The 19189-nt window shown below is 37.4% G+C and carries 17 protein-coding genes and 1 pseudogene; 6 read left to right on the plus strand and 12 right to left on the minus strand.

Annotated elements, in window-relative coordinates:
• Window positions 1-9: 9 nt before the first annotated feature.
• The 4 genes from DW114_RS05540 to DW114_RS05555 all read right to left on the minus strand — a co-directional run bounded on the left by DW114_RS05540 (window position 10) and on the right by DW114_RS05555 (window position 8142).
• The gene (locus DW114_RS05540) at window positions 10-3813 is read right to left on the minus strand and encodes a collagen-binding domain-containing protein (RefSeq protein ID WP_117452791.1); all 3804 of its coding nucleotides are present in this window, start codon (window positions 3811-3813) and stop codon (window positions 10-12) included.
• Window positions 3814-4192: 379 nt separating this feature from the next.
• Entirely contained in the window at window positions 4193-6628 is a 2436-nt protein-coding gene (locus tag DW114_RS05545) for an AAA family ATPase (RefSeq protein ID WP_117452792.1), read from the minus strand.
• A 24-nt stretch (window positions 6629-6652) separates the two neighbouring features.
• Window positions 6653-7498: a MurR/RpiR family transcriptional regulator gene (locus DW114_RS05550; protein WP_117452793.1), complete on the minus strand. Its 846-nt coding sequence runs from the start codon at window positions 7496-7498 to the stop codon at window positions 6653-6655.
• Window positions 7499-7503: 5 nt separating this feature from the next.
• Complete coding sequence (locus DW114_RS05555) at window positions 7504-8142, minus strand: Crp/Fnr family transcriptional regulator (RefSeq protein WP_117452794.1); 639 nt, start codon at window positions 8140-8142, stop codon at window positions 7504-7506.
• Between the two features lie 129 nt (window positions 8143-8271).
• Between DW114_RS05555 and DW114_RS05560 the strand changes: the two genes are divergently transcribed.
• A complete protein-coding gene (locus tag DW114_RS05560; RefSeq protein ID WP_117452795.1) occupies window positions 8272-8604 on the plus strand; it encodes a rhodanese-like domain-containing protein in 333 nt (110 codons plus the stop codon).
• 11 nt (window positions 8605-8615) lie between these two features.
• Here DW114_RS05560 and DW114_RS05565 read toward each other — a convergent pair whose 3' ends face one another.
• From DW114_RS05565 to DW114_RS05580, 4 genes are read right to left on the minus strand one after another with little or no spacing between them, the layout of a single operon-like run.
• Window positions 8616-9350 (minus strand): nucleoside/nucleotide kinase family protein, encoded by a 735-nt coding sequence (locus DW114_RS05565; RefSeq protein WP_117452796.1) that lies wholly within the window; start codon window positions 9348-9350, stop codon window positions 8616-8618.
• Complete coding sequence (gene yaaA / locus DW114_RS05570) at window positions 9347-10102, minus strand: peroxide stress protein YaaA (RefSeq protein WP_117452797.1); 756 nt, start codon at window positions 10100-10102, stop codon at window positions 9347-9349. The genes DW114_RS05565 and yaaA overlap by 4 nt, the downstream gene beginning before the upstream one ends.
• Window positions 10103-10105: 3 nt before the next feature.
• On the minus strand, window positions 10106-10537 hold the full coding sequence (locus DW114_RS05575; protein ID WP_117452798.1) for a GNAT family N-acetyltransferase: 432 nt from the start codon (window positions 10535-10537) through the stop codon (window positions 10106-10108).
• Window positions 10534-12066 carry an NAD(P)H-hydrate dehydratase gene (locus tag DW114_RS05580; protein ID WP_117452799.1) on the minus strand — a complete coding sequence of 511 codons (1533 nt, stop codon included), beginning with the start codon at window positions 12064-12066 and terminating at the stop codon, window positions 10534-10536. Before DW114_RS05580 ends, DW114_RS05575 begins: the two co-directional genes overlap by 4 nt.
• 196 nt (window positions 12067-12262) lie before the next feature.
• On the opposite strand from DW114_RS05580, the gene coaBC reads away from it, so the two are divergent.
• The 5 genes from coaBC to DW114_RS05605 all read left to right on the plus strand — a co-directional run bounded on the left by coaBC (window position 12263) and on the right by DW114_RS05605 (window position 16500).
• Complete coding sequence (coaBC, locus tag DW114_RS05585) at window positions 12263-13474, plus strand: bifunctional phosphopantothenoylcysteine decarboxylase/phosphopantothenate--cysteine ligase CoaBC (RefSeq protein ID WP_117452800.1); 1212 nt, start codon at window positions 12263-12265, stop codon at window positions 13472-13474.
• Window positions 13468-14238, plus strand: coding sequence for a type III pantothenate kinase (locus DW114_RS05590; protein ID WP_117452801.1), 771 nt, complete (start codon window positions 13468-13470; stop codon window positions 14236-14238). Before coaBC ends, DW114_RS05590 begins: the two co-directional genes overlap by 7 nt.
• A gap of 347 nt (window positions 14239-14585) precedes the next feature.
• Window positions 14586-15578 (plus strand): aminopeptidase, encoded by a 993-nt coding sequence (locus DW114_RS05595; protein ID WP_117452802.1) that lies wholly within the window; start codon window positions 14586-14588, stop codon window positions 15576-15578.
• Entirely contained in the window at window positions 15578-15946 is a 369-nt protein-coding gene (locus tag DW114_RS05600; RefSeq protein WP_117452803.1) for a hypothetical protein, read from the plus strand. Before DW114_RS05595 ends, DW114_RS05600 begins: the two co-directional genes overlap by 1 nt.
• Window positions 15943-16500 (plus strand): metalloregulator ArsR/SmtB family transcription factor, encoded by a 558-nt coding sequence (locus DW114_RS05605; RefSeq protein WP_117452804.1) that lies wholly within the window; start codon window positions 15943-15945, stop codon window positions 16498-16500. Before DW114_RS05600 ends, DW114_RS05605 begins: the two co-directional genes overlap by 4 nt.
• A gap of 211 nt (window positions 16501-16711) precedes the next feature.
• Here DW114_RS05605 and DW114_RS05610 read toward each other — a convergent pair.
• The 4 genes and pseudogenes from DW114_RS05610 to DW114_RS05625 all read right to left on the minus strand — a co-directional run bounded on the left by DW114_RS05610 (window position 16712) and on the right by DW114_RS05625 (window position 19186).
• Window positions 16712-16942 (minus strand): annotated as a pseudogene (locus tag DW114_RS05610) (DUF6061 family protein).
• 73 nt (window positions 16943-17015) lie between these two features.
• Window positions 17016-17168, minus strand: coding sequence for a helix-turn-helix domain-containing protein (locus tag DW114_RS05615; protein ID WP_233509532.1), 153 nt, complete (start codon window positions 17166-17168; stop codon window positions 17016-17018).
• A complete protein-coding gene (locus DW114_RS05620) occupies window positions 17152-17679 on the minus strand; it encodes a hypothetical protein (protein ID WP_147322610.1) in 528 nt (175 codons plus the stop codon). The genes DW114_RS05615 and DW114_RS05620 overlap by 17 nt, the downstream gene beginning before the upstream one ends.
• A 79-nt stretch (window positions 17680-17758) precedes the next feature.
• A complete protein-coding gene (locus DW114_RS05625) occupies window positions 17759-19186 on the minus strand; it encodes a DUF4368 domain-containing protein (RefSeq protein ID WP_233511337.1) in 1428 nt (475 codons plus the stop codon).
• Window positions 19187-19189 lie beyond the last annotated feature (3 nt).

Consider the following 19189-nt stretch of genomic DNA (forward strand, 5'->3'; position numbering starts at 1 on the left):
CTCTCTTTCCTAATTTGTACTTTTTTCTTTATTCTTTTTACGCTTGACTTCATATATTGCATACATTGCAAGTCCAGTACAAGCGAGTAAGAATCCTAGTTTCTGATACCTATCATTAGGTGTTCCTCCTGTTTCTGGGACATCTATATTTGGTGTATTTTCTACAGCAAATTTCAATTGAATTTTACTGGTATCAGCTTCCGTTAAATCTAATTTTACTCTATTCATATTTTCATTAGGGACTTTACTATTTCCCATCAATTGATAATAACTATTACTTGGTTCATAATCTATATGAACATAAATATATTTATTGTCAACCACAAAGCCAGATGGAGCATTAGTTTCTTCAAATACATAATCTCCATACGGCATATCAACAATTTTTATCAATCCTTGTCTATCGCCTGTTGTTGGTGTAACTAAATCAACTTCACCTGAGTCGCTTAATTGATATCCACCATTTATTTCATTAAATTTAAGCGGTGCCCCATTCTGTATATCACTATATTTGTATACATTAAATGTTGCATTACCTAAATAATTACTATTTCCTGTTGAACTTTTCTTTTGAATTGTTAAATCTACAGGCTTTAATATATTCTTAACTGTAATAATACCAGACAATATTCCATCGTTATTATTATATTCAGTATTGAAATTATCTAATGAATTAATTTCCTCAATAGAATAAGTATAACTATAGTTTTTGCCATTTTCAAATTTACTCACAGGTAAATTTTCAAAAGTATGTGTCCAACTATTTTCGCTATTTAAGTCAATCAAATTACCATAATTGACTATTTCACCTTTAGTTTCTGTGGTAAAATCATTAGATTTACCATATTCTAATTTAATATTGTTTTTATCTAAATCTAAACCAGCAGGATTACTACATCCATAGTATATTTTAACCGTAGTATCTGATTGAATATTAATTAAATTAATATCAACCCCATTATATTTAGAAGTATTCTGCAAGCTTTTCTCATAATTGCTATGATCTAATGAGAAATCTGAATTACCAAGCACAACAATATCATCTAAATAATAATAATCACTACTATCCTTATCATGATTTGTAGAAGCCTTTAATTGACTTGCAGCTTTTATAGGAGGTGTTTCAGTATTCAATTCCTTAATCAATTGATTTTTGTAATAGACTTTGTATTTAATCTTATAACCTTCTCTAATTGACGAATGCTGTTTTAATTGCACTTGAATAGGTTTTTTATGGCTTTCATCTAACGCTGTATTACCATCTGTATCAAACCATTCTTTATTTACTTTAACACTTGTTTTTCTAGTATTCTTGAAAGTTAAAGCTTCTGAACCTTGTGATAAATCAATTTGATCAGTACATTCTACGTTTCTATAGTAGCCTGTTACTTCAGCTTTTAATTGTCCATAACCTACATCACTACTATTTTTTATTACATCCACTAAGATGTAAAAGCTTTGTGAATTTTCTTCATATTCATTTGTATTTTGATATACCTCGGATACCTTATATTTATATATACCTTCTTTGGTATATAAATTCATATCAAAATTTATATTACCTACTTCATCACTCTTTACTGTTTTGGAGGATACATTAGTTGAAGCTCCATCTGGGCTACATATAGTCTCTAATTTAAAATAAAATGTTTCATCATCATTTGGCATTCTACCATCTACTAATTTATTAAAGCCAAAACTTAAATCTGTTTTGAATGGCCACATATGACCTTCTGCAGTGGAGCTTACTTGTTTCGCTATAATGGAACCGTTGTAATCTCCACTTCTTATATCAACATTAGCCTTTGGTGCTACCAAATGACCAACAAGTTTATTTAATCCACTTGTCTCTCCAGCTTTATTAAACCCAATTTTAATTTGTTGAGCATTTGGCATAAAATATGCAATATTTATACCCTTTTCTACTTCTGAACTAGCAAATTGATATGCGCCAATATCTGTTACTGCTTCTGTACTCCCTAGTGCATCGCTTTTACTTTTGAAAATATAAGGCATATGCAGGCCACCATAAGCCGCCTCTGAAGTTGTATAATCATCAGGCACATTAATAAATGTGGTAGTTTGAGTGGCTTCATTTAAACTTTCATAATCATAGATGATAGCATCTATTTTTTCAAATGCCCCTTTATCAAAAACGTAATTATATCCTAATTTGATTTTAAGAACAGTCTTAAATTGTTCTTCATTACTTGAAACAACTTCATAACTATCGCTTTTTTTCCCAACTACTAAATCATCAGCATTAATGTTCACTTTTTCAACAAACTTGCCATTTGTATCATAACCTTCGAATTTAGCTAACTGACTTAATTGAGAATCAATTTCGGCTTCGGCTTTGTTAAAATCAACATAATTATCACTGTAATAATAATTGTAATAATTTTTGTCATCAATATCTTGTATAGTATATTTAGATGTGCTATTCGTCTTTCCTACAAAAAATGGAACATTTGAATCCGTCTGAATAGTATTTACAATATTCGCATTACCTTTTATATATGTTGGAGCATTGTGTGGACTATCAACTCTAGTAGTGGTCCCACCAATATTTAATTTTCCATCCCCAATAGCTGCCTCACCATTACCATTTGCCGATTGTTTAGCGGCCTCACCACCTACAATCATCGGCCCTACAACGTGTGTTCCATAGTAATAATTAAACGTAAATACGTTATAATTACCTAGAATGTAGAATAAATTGTACTGTTCACCAAAATCTCCAAATTTATATTCTTGGTTATGATTCCTATTTTCATCAGTTCTCCACACCTTGTAATTATTAGGATAATTACCTACAGATGTATCAGGATCATCTCCGCTCTCATCATAAGCGGTTGATCTAGCTGATCTATATTGTAGCTTAGATTTAACGCTTGGTTTCACACTAGATTCAAACTTGATCTTGCTTTGATCAATTGCTACAACTTCATCGTTTGATGTAAATGTTACTTGGTAGTAGTATTTTGTTCCAGATGCTTGATCTAAGATTTCTGTGATGATGTTGTTTTCTTTGTCAGCTGATTCCGTTACTCGTTCAGCTTTCATCACTGCATTATCTGGAATATCTCTTTGTGTAACGCTTGCTTTGATTTTTACTGTATCATCTTCCCAAGTGAATTCTCTTGGTGCGTAAATGGCATTTACGTTTTCTTGAGCGTTCATACTGTTTTCAACTGGTTTGAAATTTGGATTTGTATAAGTGTAAGTTGCGGTTTCTGTAATCCAGTAATCTGTTTTAATTTTGAATGTTGCTTCATTTAGAAATTTTCTTTCCTGTTCATTTTCTTTAACATCCGCAATCTTTGCATGTGTATTGTATTTAATCATCATGTTACTGAATGTTTTTGTTTTATCTGTGAACATGATTTTGAAGTGTGTAAACTGTGCTGCATCTTCTTTATTCATTGTGAACAATCCATCACTAGGATTTGTATAATACAATTCATAATCAGTACCTTCTACCAATTCAATCTGTTTCCCACCTGTGTGATCAACGATTTGAAGATTTAGTGTATCAGGTGTTGCATACAGGTTATCCTGCATCGTATTTTCATAATCGTTATACAGCAACATGTTTTCATCTGTTGTTTCAATGGTACTGCTCCATGGGATCAGTAATTCACCATCTTCTGTACTTTGAATGTTTTCTTCATCACATAACTGTATAACTTTTGCAGGCGCATTTGTTTCATCATTGGCAAATAAGCTTGTCAAATCAAACAATGAAACAACCATCAGTAAAGCCAGCATTAATTTCCCTAACCGTCTGCCAATGCGATAAACCTGATCCATAGCCTAACCACCTTTCTTGTAAATAAATCTGTGAGTAAATCCCTCTTTTTTGTTGTCTTTCTGAATACGATTACATTTTAATACATGGTATAGACCAAGTCAATGGTATAGACCAAAATTGCTCAATTTTCAGATTTTTGCGTTTTTAACCCCTGATTTTAAGCCATATTATCGAAATATTTCTGAATTTTAAAAAAAATTCATATTTTGGTATATACCATGACAAATTTGTGATATAATAATTGGCCATTTATGGAAAATACTGGAAAAACATAGAAAAATCGCCCCTTATAGCGTATAAAATACGTATTTCAAGGGACGATGAGTATGTAATATTTGAAATTTGTTTAAAAATTATGCTTGACATTGTTTTTTTATTTTATTTTACTTCAAGAAACTGCCCAGTAATAGACTGTTCACAGGCACAAACATCCTGTATCTGACCACATACAAGGACTTGTCCTCCTTCATTTCCACCTTGTGGGCCTAGATCTACGATCCAGTCAGCTTCCCTGATCACCTGCAGGTTGTGTTCTACCACAATGAGTGTATTGCCTGCTTCTTTCATTTTTGTCAACATGTCGAGGAAGCGGTTTACATCTTGTGGATGTAAACCAATGGTAGGTTCATCAAGTAAGTACAGACGTTTTTTACCACGGGTATCTAAGATTTCTTTGACGAACTGAAGGCGTTGTAATTCTCCGGATGATAAGGAAGTCATTGGCTGATGTAGCATAAGATAGCCAAGTCCTGCTTCTTTCATTAAGGAGAATATCTTATAGAGCTTGCGATTGTCTTTGAATAACAGGAAGGCTTCTTCCACGGATTGTTTCAACAGCTCGTGGATGGAATATCCTTTGTATTTGATCTGGAGGACTTCTTTTTCAAACTGGGCACCATGACACAGTGGACATACGATTTCAATATCTTCAAAAAACAAGAGATTGCTTTTGATGGTTCCCATACCTTCACAACGCTCACATCTTCCACCTTTTGAGTTAAAGGAGAAAGTGGAAGAAGTAAAGCCTTTGGCTTTGGCAAGGGGCTGTGAAGCGTATAGCTTGCGTATTTCATCATAAGCATGAATATACGTTGCCACATTGCTGCGTTTCATCGTGGTGATGGCCTGTTGTCTTACCTGTATGATCTGATCAAAGCCATATTCTTTTTGAAGGCGTTCTTTTTGTTTGGCTAATTCATCAAAGACCAGTGTGCTTTTTCCTGATCCACTGACACCTGTGACAACATTGAATGCCTGTAAAGCGAAACATGCGTCTACATGTTTTAAATTATGGGCACAGGCATCTTTGATCCACATAAATTTATCCGGGCGCTTTTTTTCTTTGATACTGATATCTTCTTGCATATATTGTTTGATGATACTGTCTGGATGCTGCATGATTTCTTCATAGGTACCTCTGGCAATGATGCTTCCCCCATAGTTTCCTGCCTGTGGACCTACTTCTATTATATAGTCACTTTCTTTTAATACATCAACATCATGTTCAATCACTAACATCGTATTGCCTTTATCACGCATGGCTTTTAAGATATCAATGACACCCTGGCTGTCTTGTGGATGAAGTCCACGTGTTGGCTCATCTAATACATACAGAATACCGGTTAGCTCACTGTCTAATGCGGCGGCTAGCTGCATGCGTTGTGCTTCTCCTCCGGATAAGGTAGATGTCTGTCTTTCCAGCTGAAGATATCCCAAACCGACTTTCTGTAGACGATTGATCTTGGTTTTTAAATCCAACAGATATACATCCACCTGTTGTTTCTCATCTGGTGATAAACTATCTTCTAACTCTATGACCCAGCTGGCTAATTCTTCCAGAGTTAAACGTGTCAATGAGGTAATTGTTGCATCATGTACGATTGCTTCTCTTGCGTATTTTTGTAGTTTATCCCCACCACAATCAGGGCAAGTTTTGGTATAGATATATGGTTCCAGCTGTTTTTTAATTCCTTTAGCTTCCGCTATTTTTTTGTGAATGGATGGAATTAGGCCTTCCATTCTGCCCTCCATGGTATTTTTAGGTGGCTTGATATCAGGAAATGCCTGTTTTACTTTTTCATCTTCTACTCCATAAAACAACATGCGTTTTTGTATATATGACCACATGTTTAAAGGAAGAGGTGTAACATCTTCGATATGATAATAAGCAAACATCTTTTGCAATGTTTCTATCATATAATCCAGATAACGATGCTCCCATATGGCGATAGCTCCTTGTTTCAGAGTTTTGGCTTCATTAATCAGTTTTGTTTCATCTATGGCATAAACATAGCCTAGTCCATGACATGTTTCACATGCGCCCTCTCTTGTATGGAAGGAAAAATGAGAACGTGTCAATTTATCAATTTTATGACCACATGCTTCACAATAGATAGATACATGAAATTCTTCACCATCTTTTTCACATTCTTCTCTGCATGCCATCTGTGCGATTCGCTGATGACATACCGGACATTCCCTGATGGATAATTTTTCATAGATCATACGCAAATCGGTATAGATATTGGTAATAGTCCCCAAAGAGGAACGTGGTTGATTGGCATAGGCCTTTGCTTTGATCAATAATGCTGGTGATACGTTACGGATTTCTTCTACATCTGGTTTTTGTATGCCCTGCATCCCCATTGCTTCCAGATATTGTCGCTGGCATTCCTGAAACAATACATCAATCGCCAAAGTGGATTTCCCAGATCCACTGACGCCGCATAATACACAAAGACTTTGCTTTGGAATACGAATATTGACATGTTTCAAGTTCCCCTGATTTGCATTTTTAATTAATATATCCAGCATATGCTTCTCCTTTTTCTTTTTTTATTATTTTAATTTCATATGTACGTAATAGTTTTTTAGGCGTTCTTTATTATCTTCAAAATGTCTGGAAAATAACATCATATAGATACAGTCTGATACATACAGCATACTGGTACGGGAACCAAAAGAACCCATCTTTAATATACTTTCATCATTATCAAATAAAATCAGTGCTTCACTCATTTTTGCCAGTACACTTTCTTTATTCGCAGTCACCACAATCATGGGAATCTCATGCAGGCGAAGCATCTGAAACAACTGTTTAAAATCAGGTGAATCGGCATAGCGGCTGAATATTAAAGCAACTTGCTTTTGATCTTTGCGATATAATGTAGGATTTTGAAAGCCGTGCATTGCTTCAAGTACACAAGGCATGCCGATCCGTTTGAATTTTAAATGTAGATCTTCTGCGATCAATAAGGATTCTTCCCTTCCATAAAGGGTGATGATATCAGCATTCTCCAATAAATCAACGGCTTTGTTCATGGCTTCGATATCCATGGAGTGAAAGGCATCCGTTAATGCCTGATAATGCAGGTTTACCATGATCTGCAGAATATCCTGTGGCGTTTCTTCTTTTCTGATTGGCATTTCCTGCATGATACGCTCTGTCTGTAAAACGAAGGTATTGATTTCCGTAGCCAGCTTGATTTTAAATTCACCATAGCCACTCATACCCAGTTTTTTACACAAGCGCACAATCGTTGCCGTTGAGGTATACGCTTTTTTCGCTAAATCCTCAATTGTTAGATTCAATGTTGCTTTGGGATCTTTTAATATTTCATCTGCGACACGTTGCTCCAGATCACTGAATTTTTCAATATCGCGTAATTGCTCCATGATTAGCATATGCTTCACCTCTTTACCTTTCTGTATTCTTTTTCTAATGCCAAAATGTCAATAATTTCTATTTTTCCTTTTCCAAGTACCACCCAGCCATATTGTTCATATTCTTTTAATTTACGGGATATCACTTCACGTGCACTGTGCAGTTCAAAAGCGATATCTTTATGTGTGACATAAATGCGTGAGGTTGTTTGTGAGATCAGATAGCCTAATAATCGTTCTTCTACTGATTCATTTTTCAACTGGTTATTTGCCATTAGCTTATGCATCTTTGTAATTGCATCACTATATACCGCTAACAGGAAGGCAGCATCTTTCATCAATACATTTTGAAAGAAGGCAGGAGAAACCAGATAAATCGTACTGTCTACCAAAGCCATTGATTTGATATTTCCACTGTTTTGTTTAATTAGACAGTTCATGACTTCATGACAATAATCCCCAGGCTTTAAATCATAAAGAAAGCTTTCTTCTCCATTTTCTAATATCTGTGTGATCCGTAATGCCCCTTTGGTAAGCAGCGGAAATCCTGCACACTGCATATATGGTTGTTTTAAGATTTCTTTTGCCTTAACTTGTATACAGGCAAGCTCCTGTATCTGGGTGTATTGATCAAGCACTGGATAATATAATTGTATATCTTTCATTCTGTTCCTCCTGTTTTTTCCTTATATATTATATCATACGTGTTCTTATAATATGGCATGGATTTGTGACTTTGTCACCTTTTTCCTTCTTATGGATATGATAGAGTATTTGAAAAGGACCGTGAACGAATGTTATTTTTCAAAAAAGAAACCTATGATAAACAATCAATAGAAGCAGGAATCGCCGAGTATCGTAAAAATACCTCCATTCATTTGATTGATGTAAGGACAAAAGAGGAATATGATGAGGGGCATATTTTAGGCAGCAGCAATCTTCCTTTACAAGAAATTGGAAGTATCACGCATCGTTATCCGGATAAGCATTCCCCTTTATATATTTACTGTCATAGCGGTGCCAGAAGTAAACGGGCATGTCAGTATCTTGTGAAAAACGGATATGATCATGTCGTGGATTTAGGTGGTATCATGCGTTATGATGGTCCACTAAAAAAGAGTAAATGAGCGCACATTCATCATTTACTCTTTTTATATGTTTTGCCATCATATATAAGCGTTGTATGGGCAGGCAGTTTATGTGCTAATACACGTTCTACATTTTTTCCATCGCTGTTTTCATAAAAGGCAACGGCCTCATGTGGCAGTGCCCCGCCCTTCATCTTACGATTGATTAAACGGGTTTTTACAGCATCACTGTTTGTGGTGATGAAAATAGAATCATCACACATGGTCTGTAATTCCTTCCATGGTGCTTCATCCAACAACAGATAATTTCCTTCTAGTACAATAATGGGTGCATGTACCGCAATCACATCATCCTCAACATCATGTTTTACACGATTATAATACGGCCAACGGATATCTTCTTCTTTAACCTTTTCCAGCAATGTTTTAAAACGCTTGTAGTCAAAGCTTTCTGGACATCCTTTTACTGATTTCATCGATACCATTTTACCATCAACTTCTACGCTGTGCGATAAGATGTAAGATTGATAGTGATGAAAACCATCCATACCCAATGCCTGTATCCGCTTACCGCCTTCTTGTATGGACAGATATTCAAACAAGGCCGCAAGAGTGGATTTTCCAGCAGCAGGAGGTGCTGCCAAAAATACGATAATGCGATGTTTTTTCTTTTCCACCATTTCTTCCCATTGTTTCATCAAAGGTTTTACGACTTCTTCTATAAACGTTTCTTCATATTCTGCTTCCACCTGATGTCCATTGATATCAAATGTGTATTGTTTCATGCTTTGTCCTTCTTTCTTGTAAATACGTAAGCATCTTTTTTTGATAGTTCTTCATGATAACTATAACCAAGCTCCTGAAAGTTTTTTGCGTCTTCTACATGTTGGGCCTGTATCTGTGCCAAATAGCGCACCATGGCACCTCTTGCCATCTTCACATAAACGCCTTTTTCCTTATATGTACCTTGTTCCTCTTCCATAAAGTAACAGCGTACATATCGATCATTTTTATTTAAATAACGCGTAATTACATGGGAATATTGCCGGCTTGCTAAATCTAATATTTCATGATCCTCTTTGGTTAATTGTTGATAGATTCGCTTCCCCCAAAACTGGTATAAATTCTCAAATCCATGTCTTGGTATACGATTATCTAATTCTAAACGATAAGGATATATTGCATCAAATGGCGATAAGATGCCATAAAAACCTGACAGGATACGTAAATGCTCTTCTACATAGGCAAAATATTCATCAGGAAATATACCAGGTGCCATATAGGTATACTGAATACCATCGTAGGCTAACAGCGCTGGTGTTCCTGCTTGTTTAAAATCCATCATGCGATACATAAGAAATGCTTCTTTGGCAATCGTATCACTGGTTTTTAATGTTCTTTTGATTTCTGATATGGAGCATGTTTTTAACTGCTTCAACAGTTTTTTCGCATCTTTCTCAAATACTGGCTGCTGTTTTGGCGATAAATAGTCCACATCATTTCGCATCTTTTTGGCTGGTGCTATAATAATTTTCATAAGTTAGCGATTGTAAAACATAGGAAGGAAACGAATACCGTTTTCTTCTTTCATATGCTCCGTTGCACAAAACCCCAGTTCACGATAAATTTCTGTTGCATATGGGGATGAATTTACACTGATCCTGTGATCGGGAATCTGCGTTAACATATACGTAAATAAAGCTTTGCCAATACCAAGATGTTGATGTGTATCCTTCACAAAAAACAACGCAATATGATTGTTTCGCATCGCTATCATTCCAATCATCTGATTTTTATCAAATGCGCCATAGTATACAAGTGGCTTCGTAAGTGATGGTGTATGAAGAAACTGATAAAATTCATCAATTCCTCTTTGTGTATAATCAATTCCTACATATTTTTCAAACACTTCCCATGCCAGATCCAATGCCTGGGGAATTTGTTGTTTCTCTAATTGTTGGATATGCTTCATTGTCGGTTCCTCAATTCTTTATATATATGAGATGATTCTTCAATAATATCCTTAGCTAATATAGCATTATAATCTTTGGCCTTGATTAATTCATCTGCACATCTTGCATGAACATATACTGCACAACAGGCACTTTTTAAAGCATCCTTGCTTTGGCCATATAATCCACAAAGCATGCCACATAATACATCCCCACTGCCACCTTTCGCAAGTGCATTATTACCAGCCAGATTCATATAGCTGAACGCTTTGTTGCAAACGATGGTATGTTCATTTTTATAAATCAAAGTGATATTGCCATAGCCTTTTAGAAATGTTTGTACGACCTCCATTGGATCATTTAAAACATCATCTAATTTGCGAGCGGATAAATAACTCATTTCTTTTGGATGTGGTGTTAAAATCGTTGGCGCTTTGCGTTTTAACCATTCCGGATGTTTGCCCACAAGATATAAGGCATCTCCATCCAGGATACATGGCAGATTGCTTTTTAATACCAGTTCCACTAGTGCATTCGCACCTTTTCCTCTACCCATGCCATTGCCAATGGTCACAAAATCAAACAGATCCAGCTGATCTTTTAACTCTTCAGCACTCTTTTCTGAAAAATAGCCATCTTCATCAGATAAAGGAAGCAGCATGCATTCTTCCATCTTTCCTGCCATAATCGCATGAATGCTGGAAGGAAGAGCAATCGTCAAGGTACCAATGCCACTGGAAAGTGCAGCTTTTGCGCACATGGCAAGTGCACCATGCATTCGCATACTACCTCCTATCATCAATGCTTTACCATAACTGCCTTTATTACTATGAGCTTGTCGTTTAGGCAAAAAAGACGCAATCAAATCATCATCCATAACTTCATTTCCATTACTTTTGGCAATAATCTCCTGTGGCATTGCGATATCCTCTACCACAACATCCCCACAATAAGCACTACCAGGATACATCACATTACCTGGCTTATAACATACCAAAGATACTGTTTTTGTGGCTTGTATGCCACATCCCATAATTGCCCCACTGTCCCCGTTGATTCCACTGGCGATATCAATACTGATTACATATTTATGCATGGTATTTAACGTTAAAATCAACTGATCATAAAAACCTTCAATATTTCTGGATAAGCCTGTGCCAAACAAGGCATCAATGACGATATCCGCTGAGGCAAACATTTTCTTTACTTCTTTTAAATCTTCACTTTGATAAATGGGAATATGGTAGCTGCCTGCGATAGCCGCATAGATTTTTTCATCATGGGACATCTTTTCAAATGGCACATTACAAAAGATCATCACTTGCTCATATCCATCCTGCTTTAACAGCCTTGCCAAAGCAAAACCATCTCCTCCATTATTGCCGGGACCACATAATATCACGATATGTTTATTTTTATCTGCGACAAGATCCACATGTTTTTTTACCGCCATGGCCGCATGTTCCATCAAAACCACACCCGGAATATGATATTCCTCCATTGCGATACGATCCATTTCTTTCATAGTTTTGGTTGTGACGATTTTCATAGGACACCATCCTCTCTCTTTCTTATATTATATACGCTGAACATAAAAATTCATAGTATCCTGTTTCAGCTCTTTTATGTAAAAATAGCTTGTGAAAATTTTCTCATTTTTAATTTTAAAACTATTGTGGTGAACCACTACTTGCGTTATAATAAAAGACGACTTTAACAGGAACAAAATCCTGGGAGGTAAACGTATGAAAAAAACAGTAGTATTGGGGGTTACTGGCGGTATTGCTGCTTTCAAAAGCGCACAGCTTTGCAGTAATCTGATAAAAAAAGGTTATGATGTAGAAGTCATCATGACAAAAAATGCCACCGAATTTATTTCCCCATTAACTTTTGAGTCACTAACAAAACACAACGTGATGGTTTCCACTTTTGAAAAAGTGGCTGATCGCAGTGTAAAACATATATCCATCGCAAAACGTGCAGACATCTTTGTGATCGTACCTGCCAGTGCCAATGTGATAGCGAAAGTTGTCCATGGCATCGCTGATGATATGTTAACAACGACCTTCCTTGCCGCAACATGTAAGAAATTAATTGCACCGGCAATGAATACCAATATGTATGAAAATCCCGTTACGAAGCGAAATATCAAAGAATGTATCGCATTGGGATATGAAATCGTCGCACCAGAAGTTGGTTATCTGGCATGCGGTGATAATGGAAAAGGCAAACTAGCAGACATTGATTTTATCGAAGAACGTATTGAATCCCTACTTCAGGAAGAAAATCTGCTGAAAGGCAAAAAAGTTCTGGTAACGGCAGGTCCTACTCAGGAAGCACTTGATCCTGTACGTTTCATCACCAACCATTCCTCAGGAAAGATGGGCTATGAAATTGCCAGAGCTGCCAGAAATATGGGCGCAGATGTTACATTGATCAGTGGACCGGTAGCATTGGATGCACCTGCAGATGTGCATATGATTCCTATCATTTCAGCCAATGACATGTTTACAGCTGTCAAAGAAAACTATAAAGACATGGATATCATCATCAAGGCTGCGGCTGTTGGTGATTATCGTCCTCAGATTATCGCAGAAAATAAAATCAAAAAACAAGGAGATACCTTAGAAATCAAATTTGTCAAAAATCCTGATATCCTGGCCTACCTTGGAGAACATAAAAAAGAACATCAGGTTATTTGTGGATTTGCAATGGAAACACAAAATCTGATAGAAAATGCAAAAGAAAAACTAATGAAGAAAAACTGCGATATGATTATCGCAAACAATCTGAAGGTGGAGGGGGCTGGTTTCCAAACAGATACCAATGTCGCAACCATCATCAAGAAAGATACCATCGAAACCCTCGATAAAATGAGCAAATATGATTTAGGGAAAACGATTTTGCATCATATTTGTGACATCATGGATGAAAAGAAAGGGGCTTCCAAATGCTAGTAGTGATTGATATCGGTAATACCAATATTACCATGGGAATTTATAAAGAGAACAAACTGTTAGGCAATTATCGTCTAACAACCAAAATGAAACGCACCAGTGATGAATATGGATTCATGTTAATGAATTTTCTTCAAGCAAGCAAAGTGGAAAGCGATGAAATCCAAGATGTCATCGTATCCAGCGTTGTGCCAAAGATTATGCATTCATTCTTAAACAGTATTCGTAAGTATATGCATAAAGAACCAATCGTTGTTGGTCCTGGCATTAAAACAGGTATCAGTGTAAAAGCTGAAAATCCAAAAGCTGTCGGAGCCGATCGTATCGTTGATGCGGCAGGTGCCTTCTATGAATATGGAGGACCTTGTCTGGTTGTAGATTTTGGTACTGCCACAACTTTTGATTATGTAGATGAACATGGAAACTTTGAATATGGTGCCATTACGTTTGGTATTGAAACGGGTGCTCAGGCAATGTGGACCCAAGCTGCGAAACTGCCTGAAATCGAAATCAAGAAACCTAAAACCATCCTTTGTAAGAATACCACCAGTAGTATGCAAGCAGGTGTTGTTTATGGATATATTGGACAAAGTGAATATATCATCAAGCAGTTCAAAAAAGAACTGGGTGTAAATATGAAGGTTATCGCTACTGGTGGCTTAGGCAAGATCATTTATAAAAATACGGATGAAATTGATATCTATGATCGTGACTTAACATTTAAAGGATTAAAATGTATTTACGAAAAATATAAAGGTAAGTAAAAGCTCGCAAATCGCGAGTTTTTTCTTATTAACTTCATAAAATACTCAGGCTTTTAGTAAAAGATGGATAGCTTTACGCTACCATAGATTTTAGTATCATGATTATTAGAGAACCTTTCTGTGATCATGCAATGACATAGACTAGATATGAAATTCATCATACAAGCTATTTTTAGAAATCTCATAGTGGCTCTTTGGGACAGCTTATAGTGTGATTTTTTTTAACTCTCTAAATTCCCATAGAAGGAAATCGGGTAATCTCTTAATTTGATTTTATGTTCATCTAATCAATATTGCTTTTTTACTGTGACTATGATATATTTAATTTTAGATTGGAGGTAATAACAATGAATACCGAAACTATTAGAAAAATTGTAAAAGCCAGTGGAGTATCAACAGGAGAAATGATACTCGTCCATTTTTGGGGTGAAGATGCCGACAAAGAAATTGCCAATAACTTTCTAACAGCTGTCGCATCTCTGGGGGCCACACCTGTTTTGCTTCAACAGTCCCGGACAATCAACCGTGCAATCTTTTCTTCTGCAAGAGAGTCTTGCTTTGATAAAAGATTCTTTGAACTGCTGTCTAATTTTGATGCTGTTCTTGATGTTTTTGCCTATCAGCCAGTTATTCTTGGTTACGAAATCCCGACAGAACAGTTTGAACTTTATCGTAAATATATGTCACAACTGTTTTATACGTTGATGAAATCTAAGCGATTTGTTCAAATCAGAATCCCCACGGAGGCCAATGCTGCTGAGTCTGGTCTTAAACCTCAAGACTATATTCTGCGGATGAATAGTGCCTATGATATAGACTATGAAGCCCTTGCAGATGCCTGTCGAAAAAAGGTAGCATCCTTTGCTGGTGCAGATAGGGTGTCTGTACATACTGGAATGAATTGCGTTCTTCATTTGGAACTTGCAGGGAGAGAATGGCACATTGATGCCGGAGATGGAGATTTGCCATGCGGAGAAATTTACATTGCTCCCATTGAGGACAAGACACAGGGCAGCATGTTTTTTGATACGCTGTACCTTGACGATACGAAATATAGTAATGTTATCTTGCAAATTAGCGATGGCAAAATTGTGAACAGCAATATCCCGGCAGTCATAAATTATTTTACTGGACAGCCAGAGGAGAGCCGTGTTGTTTGTGAGTTGGGAATCGGAATGAATCCCAATGTGACAGAGTTGAGTGGCTATACCGTACTGGATGAAAAAATGGTGGGAACCCTCCACATTGCGGTTGGTGCAAATACTATGTTCGGTGGTAGCAATCAAGCCAATAACCACGACGATTTTGTGGGATACGGCAGAATAGAGGTAGAGAAATAATGGAAAAGAAGCTGGAACAACTTGACGAATGGTTTGAAAAGCAAATTGCATTCTGCGCAGAGGAGCAGAGAAAACTTCTTGATGATGACCGAAACGATGAAGCTAATTTTGAAAAAATCCGGGCAAATGTATACGATATTTTTCGCACTATCCTTTCCGTTGCAGTCAAAATCGGGAAAGGGGATACCGATGCGATAAAGGAATTTTTTCATAAAAAGACGGAACAAATCCCTGCAAATTGGGTAAGTTCTTACGACAAGGCAAAGGCGCACGGTGATATAGAACAAATGCAGATTGAGAATATCAAACTTGAAACCATCCAGGAAATCAAGCTAAAATTCTCTGAGATTTGGGAGGAAAAACGATGAGAGAAACAGAGGCCATCCGCTTATTTAAGTGCCTTTCCGATAAATCACGATTGCAAATACTAAAGTCATTGGCTATTGAAGATATGTATGTGGAACGCTTGGCAGAACGGCTTGGAATTACTGCCGCAACGGTTTCTTTTCACTTAAAAAAACTAACGGATGCTGGTGCAGTCACTTCCTACAAGAGCCAATACTATATGATGTATTCGCTTAATAAACGTATATTTGAAACCAGTATTCTTGAAATTTTAGAGGAACAGTCTGACGAAGCCGGCTTACAGCAACAACGTGATGCTGAGTACAGACAACGAATAATTGACACTTTTTTTGAATATGGAAAGTTAAAATCCATCCCTGCCCAGCAGAAGAAAGAACGTATTGTCTTGGAGGTTATCGTACAAGCTTTTGAGTATGACAAGATATATTCAGAGCGGGAGGTTAACATAATTATCGCTGACTTTCACGATGATTTTTGCACGATACGCCGGGACATGATTGGAGAACGTCTTTTAGATCGTGATACCAAAGGATATTGGCGAGTGAAATCAGATTAAAATTTGCGAGATTGCATCTGGTGGAATGTACAGTTCAAAAATTAATTAGATAGGATAATGCTAATATTTGAGCCAATATATAGAATAATGAAGTCAGGTTCAGTACCTTAGATCATTAAGAGAAACTTAATAACAGAAAAAGCCGCCTTATGAGCATTGATATGTGCCCTCACAGGCGGCTTATTTTATTTATGGTAATTATTCCAAAGGTTTATATAATGTTACAGTTTTCAAGTATGCTTCGATTGCCGTTGAGAATTAAATCCACATAAGTTACCAAGTCATCGTAAATTAGCCAGTCCAGCTCTGACCGCTAATACATATTGTTTGCAACCTCGCTCTCAACAGCAGTGCAGTCTACAGAAATCATGTTGCCATCAGCAAAACGAAACTCCACACAGGCGGTGTAGATTTTAAATTCACAGGATAAGAATTTGCTCATGATGAACCTCCATAATTTTGTATTTGTTATTCAGCATAAGCATTGGTAAGTGTGAATTATGCGTGTAGTATCCTTAACTTTTGGAAATCCCTCTTTCCCCACGTGAAACAGACTTATTACTAACGCCGATTTTTTCTGCCAGCTGCGCCTGCGTATAACCCTTCTTCTTTCTTAACTGCGTCAAACGCATCGCAAACCCTTCCATATAATCATTCCCCATTTTCATCTTTGCTTTCTATATTGCTTTTCTTCGTATGCGTCATATATTTCAAAAAGATAAAAGCTGTTATAATTCCTGCAATAATCAGTGATAATAATATCGTCGTTCCCAAATCAAATCCTAAATCTGACATATTGTCGATATTCGTCGTTGTTCCTAATAATTGTATAGGTGAAACACCCATCATCTTGGCGATTTGAAAAATCAAAATCACTTGTACACAGCATCCTTCAATCACGAAGAAATTAAATAAAGCATTTACTTTTCCTAATAATTGTTCTCGTTTACAATCGGTATGTTGCCTCATCATATAATGGGATACATGCATCACTGCGAAATATCCAATCACTGCAGGTATCAAGGAAATGCCTAATTTTACCATGATATGATATCCGATAAAACCACAGACAGCAATGATAAATGGCAGATATTCCTCTAAATCTTTTTTCTTAATATCCCGATAACCTAAATCATCCCTTAACAATGCATCCACACTGACATCCAGTGCATCTGCCAAATCCACCAACACACTGATATCCGGATATCCTTCCCCCGTTTCCCTTAGTTAAAGATATTGTTGGGTATCTCAAGATGTGTCATTCGATTTTGCCGATAAAGCGGTAGAAGATTTCCACTTCCTGTTCCCGGCTTCCGTCCTCACTTTTGACCGCTTCATGGACAAGGATTTTTTCAATCAGCGTATTCAGAAGTTCAGCCGTCAATTCTGTGGGATTGACATACTGTTTCATCAGACCTATCCACTTTTCAGCGTCAACCGCTGTCTGGGCGGCGGTCTCCATCGCTTCGTGAAGCCGTTCAATTTTTACGTCCAATTCTCGCTGTTCGCCCTGATACTTTTCGGACAGCATATTGAAATTGTATTCTGTAATGCGTCCGGCAGACCAGTCCTCATACATTTTTGCAAACAGGGTGTCTACTTCTGCTTTGCGCTTTTCCGCCTTTTTCAGTTCGGCTGTCTGCCGCTTCCTTGCAGTATTGCGTTCCTTGTCGCTGGCGTTAAGTAGCCGTTTCAGAAGTTTGTCCCCATCCTGCTGTGCCAGCACAGACCAGTATTGCAGACGGGAAAGGACATAGGCGTAAAGCACATCATAGCGGATATAGTGCATGGAACACTGGTGCAATCCTTGCCCGTACTTGCTACAATGGTAGTGGGCATAGGGATTTTTGTTCTGGCTGTTCATACCATAGGCCAGCGACCAGCCGCAGTCCGCACATTTTACCAGCCCGGAAAATATCTGTGTTGTGCCGTTCTTCTGCCGTCTGCGCCTGTTGCAAATCTGCTCCTGTACTTGACGGAACACATCTTCGGAAATAATCGCTTCGTGGGTGTTCTCCACACGATACCATTCCTCTTTTGGCTTGCGTACTTTCTTCTTGTTTTTGAATGAAATGTTGGTCTGCTTATTGTGGACGCTGTGTCCGATATAGGTTTCCTCTTTCAGAATACTTTTCACCTGCGCTATCGTCCACGCATAGGCTTTTTCCTCCGGCGCTCCGGCATAGATATTTGCGAAAGTGCCGTATCTCTGGAAATTCAGCCAGCCGGGAGTAGGTACTTTTTCTTCGACCAAAATCCGTGTAATGCTGGCGGCTCCCCGGCCATGAACGGCAAGGTCAAAAATCTTTTCGATAATCCACCTTGTTTCCGGGTCAATCAGAAGATGGCCTTTCTTATCTGGGTCTTTGACATAGCCAAGCGGAGCATAGGCTCCATAGTGTGCGCCATTTGCGAACCGTGTCCGCATGGCCGCCTTTACCTTTTTGCTGGTCTGGCGGGCGTGCATTTCATTCAGAATGTTGAGGAATGGGGCAAGCTCATTCTCTCCGTTGATGGTGTCCACATTGTCATTGACAGCGATATAGCGGACGCCTTTGCTGGGAAAGTAGATTTCCGTGTACTGGCCGGTCAGAATGTAGTTTCTGCCTAAGCGGGATAAATCTTCTTGTGTCAAGTAGGGACTAAAAAAATTTTGAGAATTTACAAGCCGTTCATAGGTGGACAACCA

Origin of the sequence: Absiella sp. AM09-50 (genome assembly GCF_003433845.1) — a bacterium.
GTDB lineage: Bacteria > Bacillota_I > Bacilli_A > Erysipelotrichales > Erysipelotrichaceae > Hoskinsella > Hoskinsella hominis.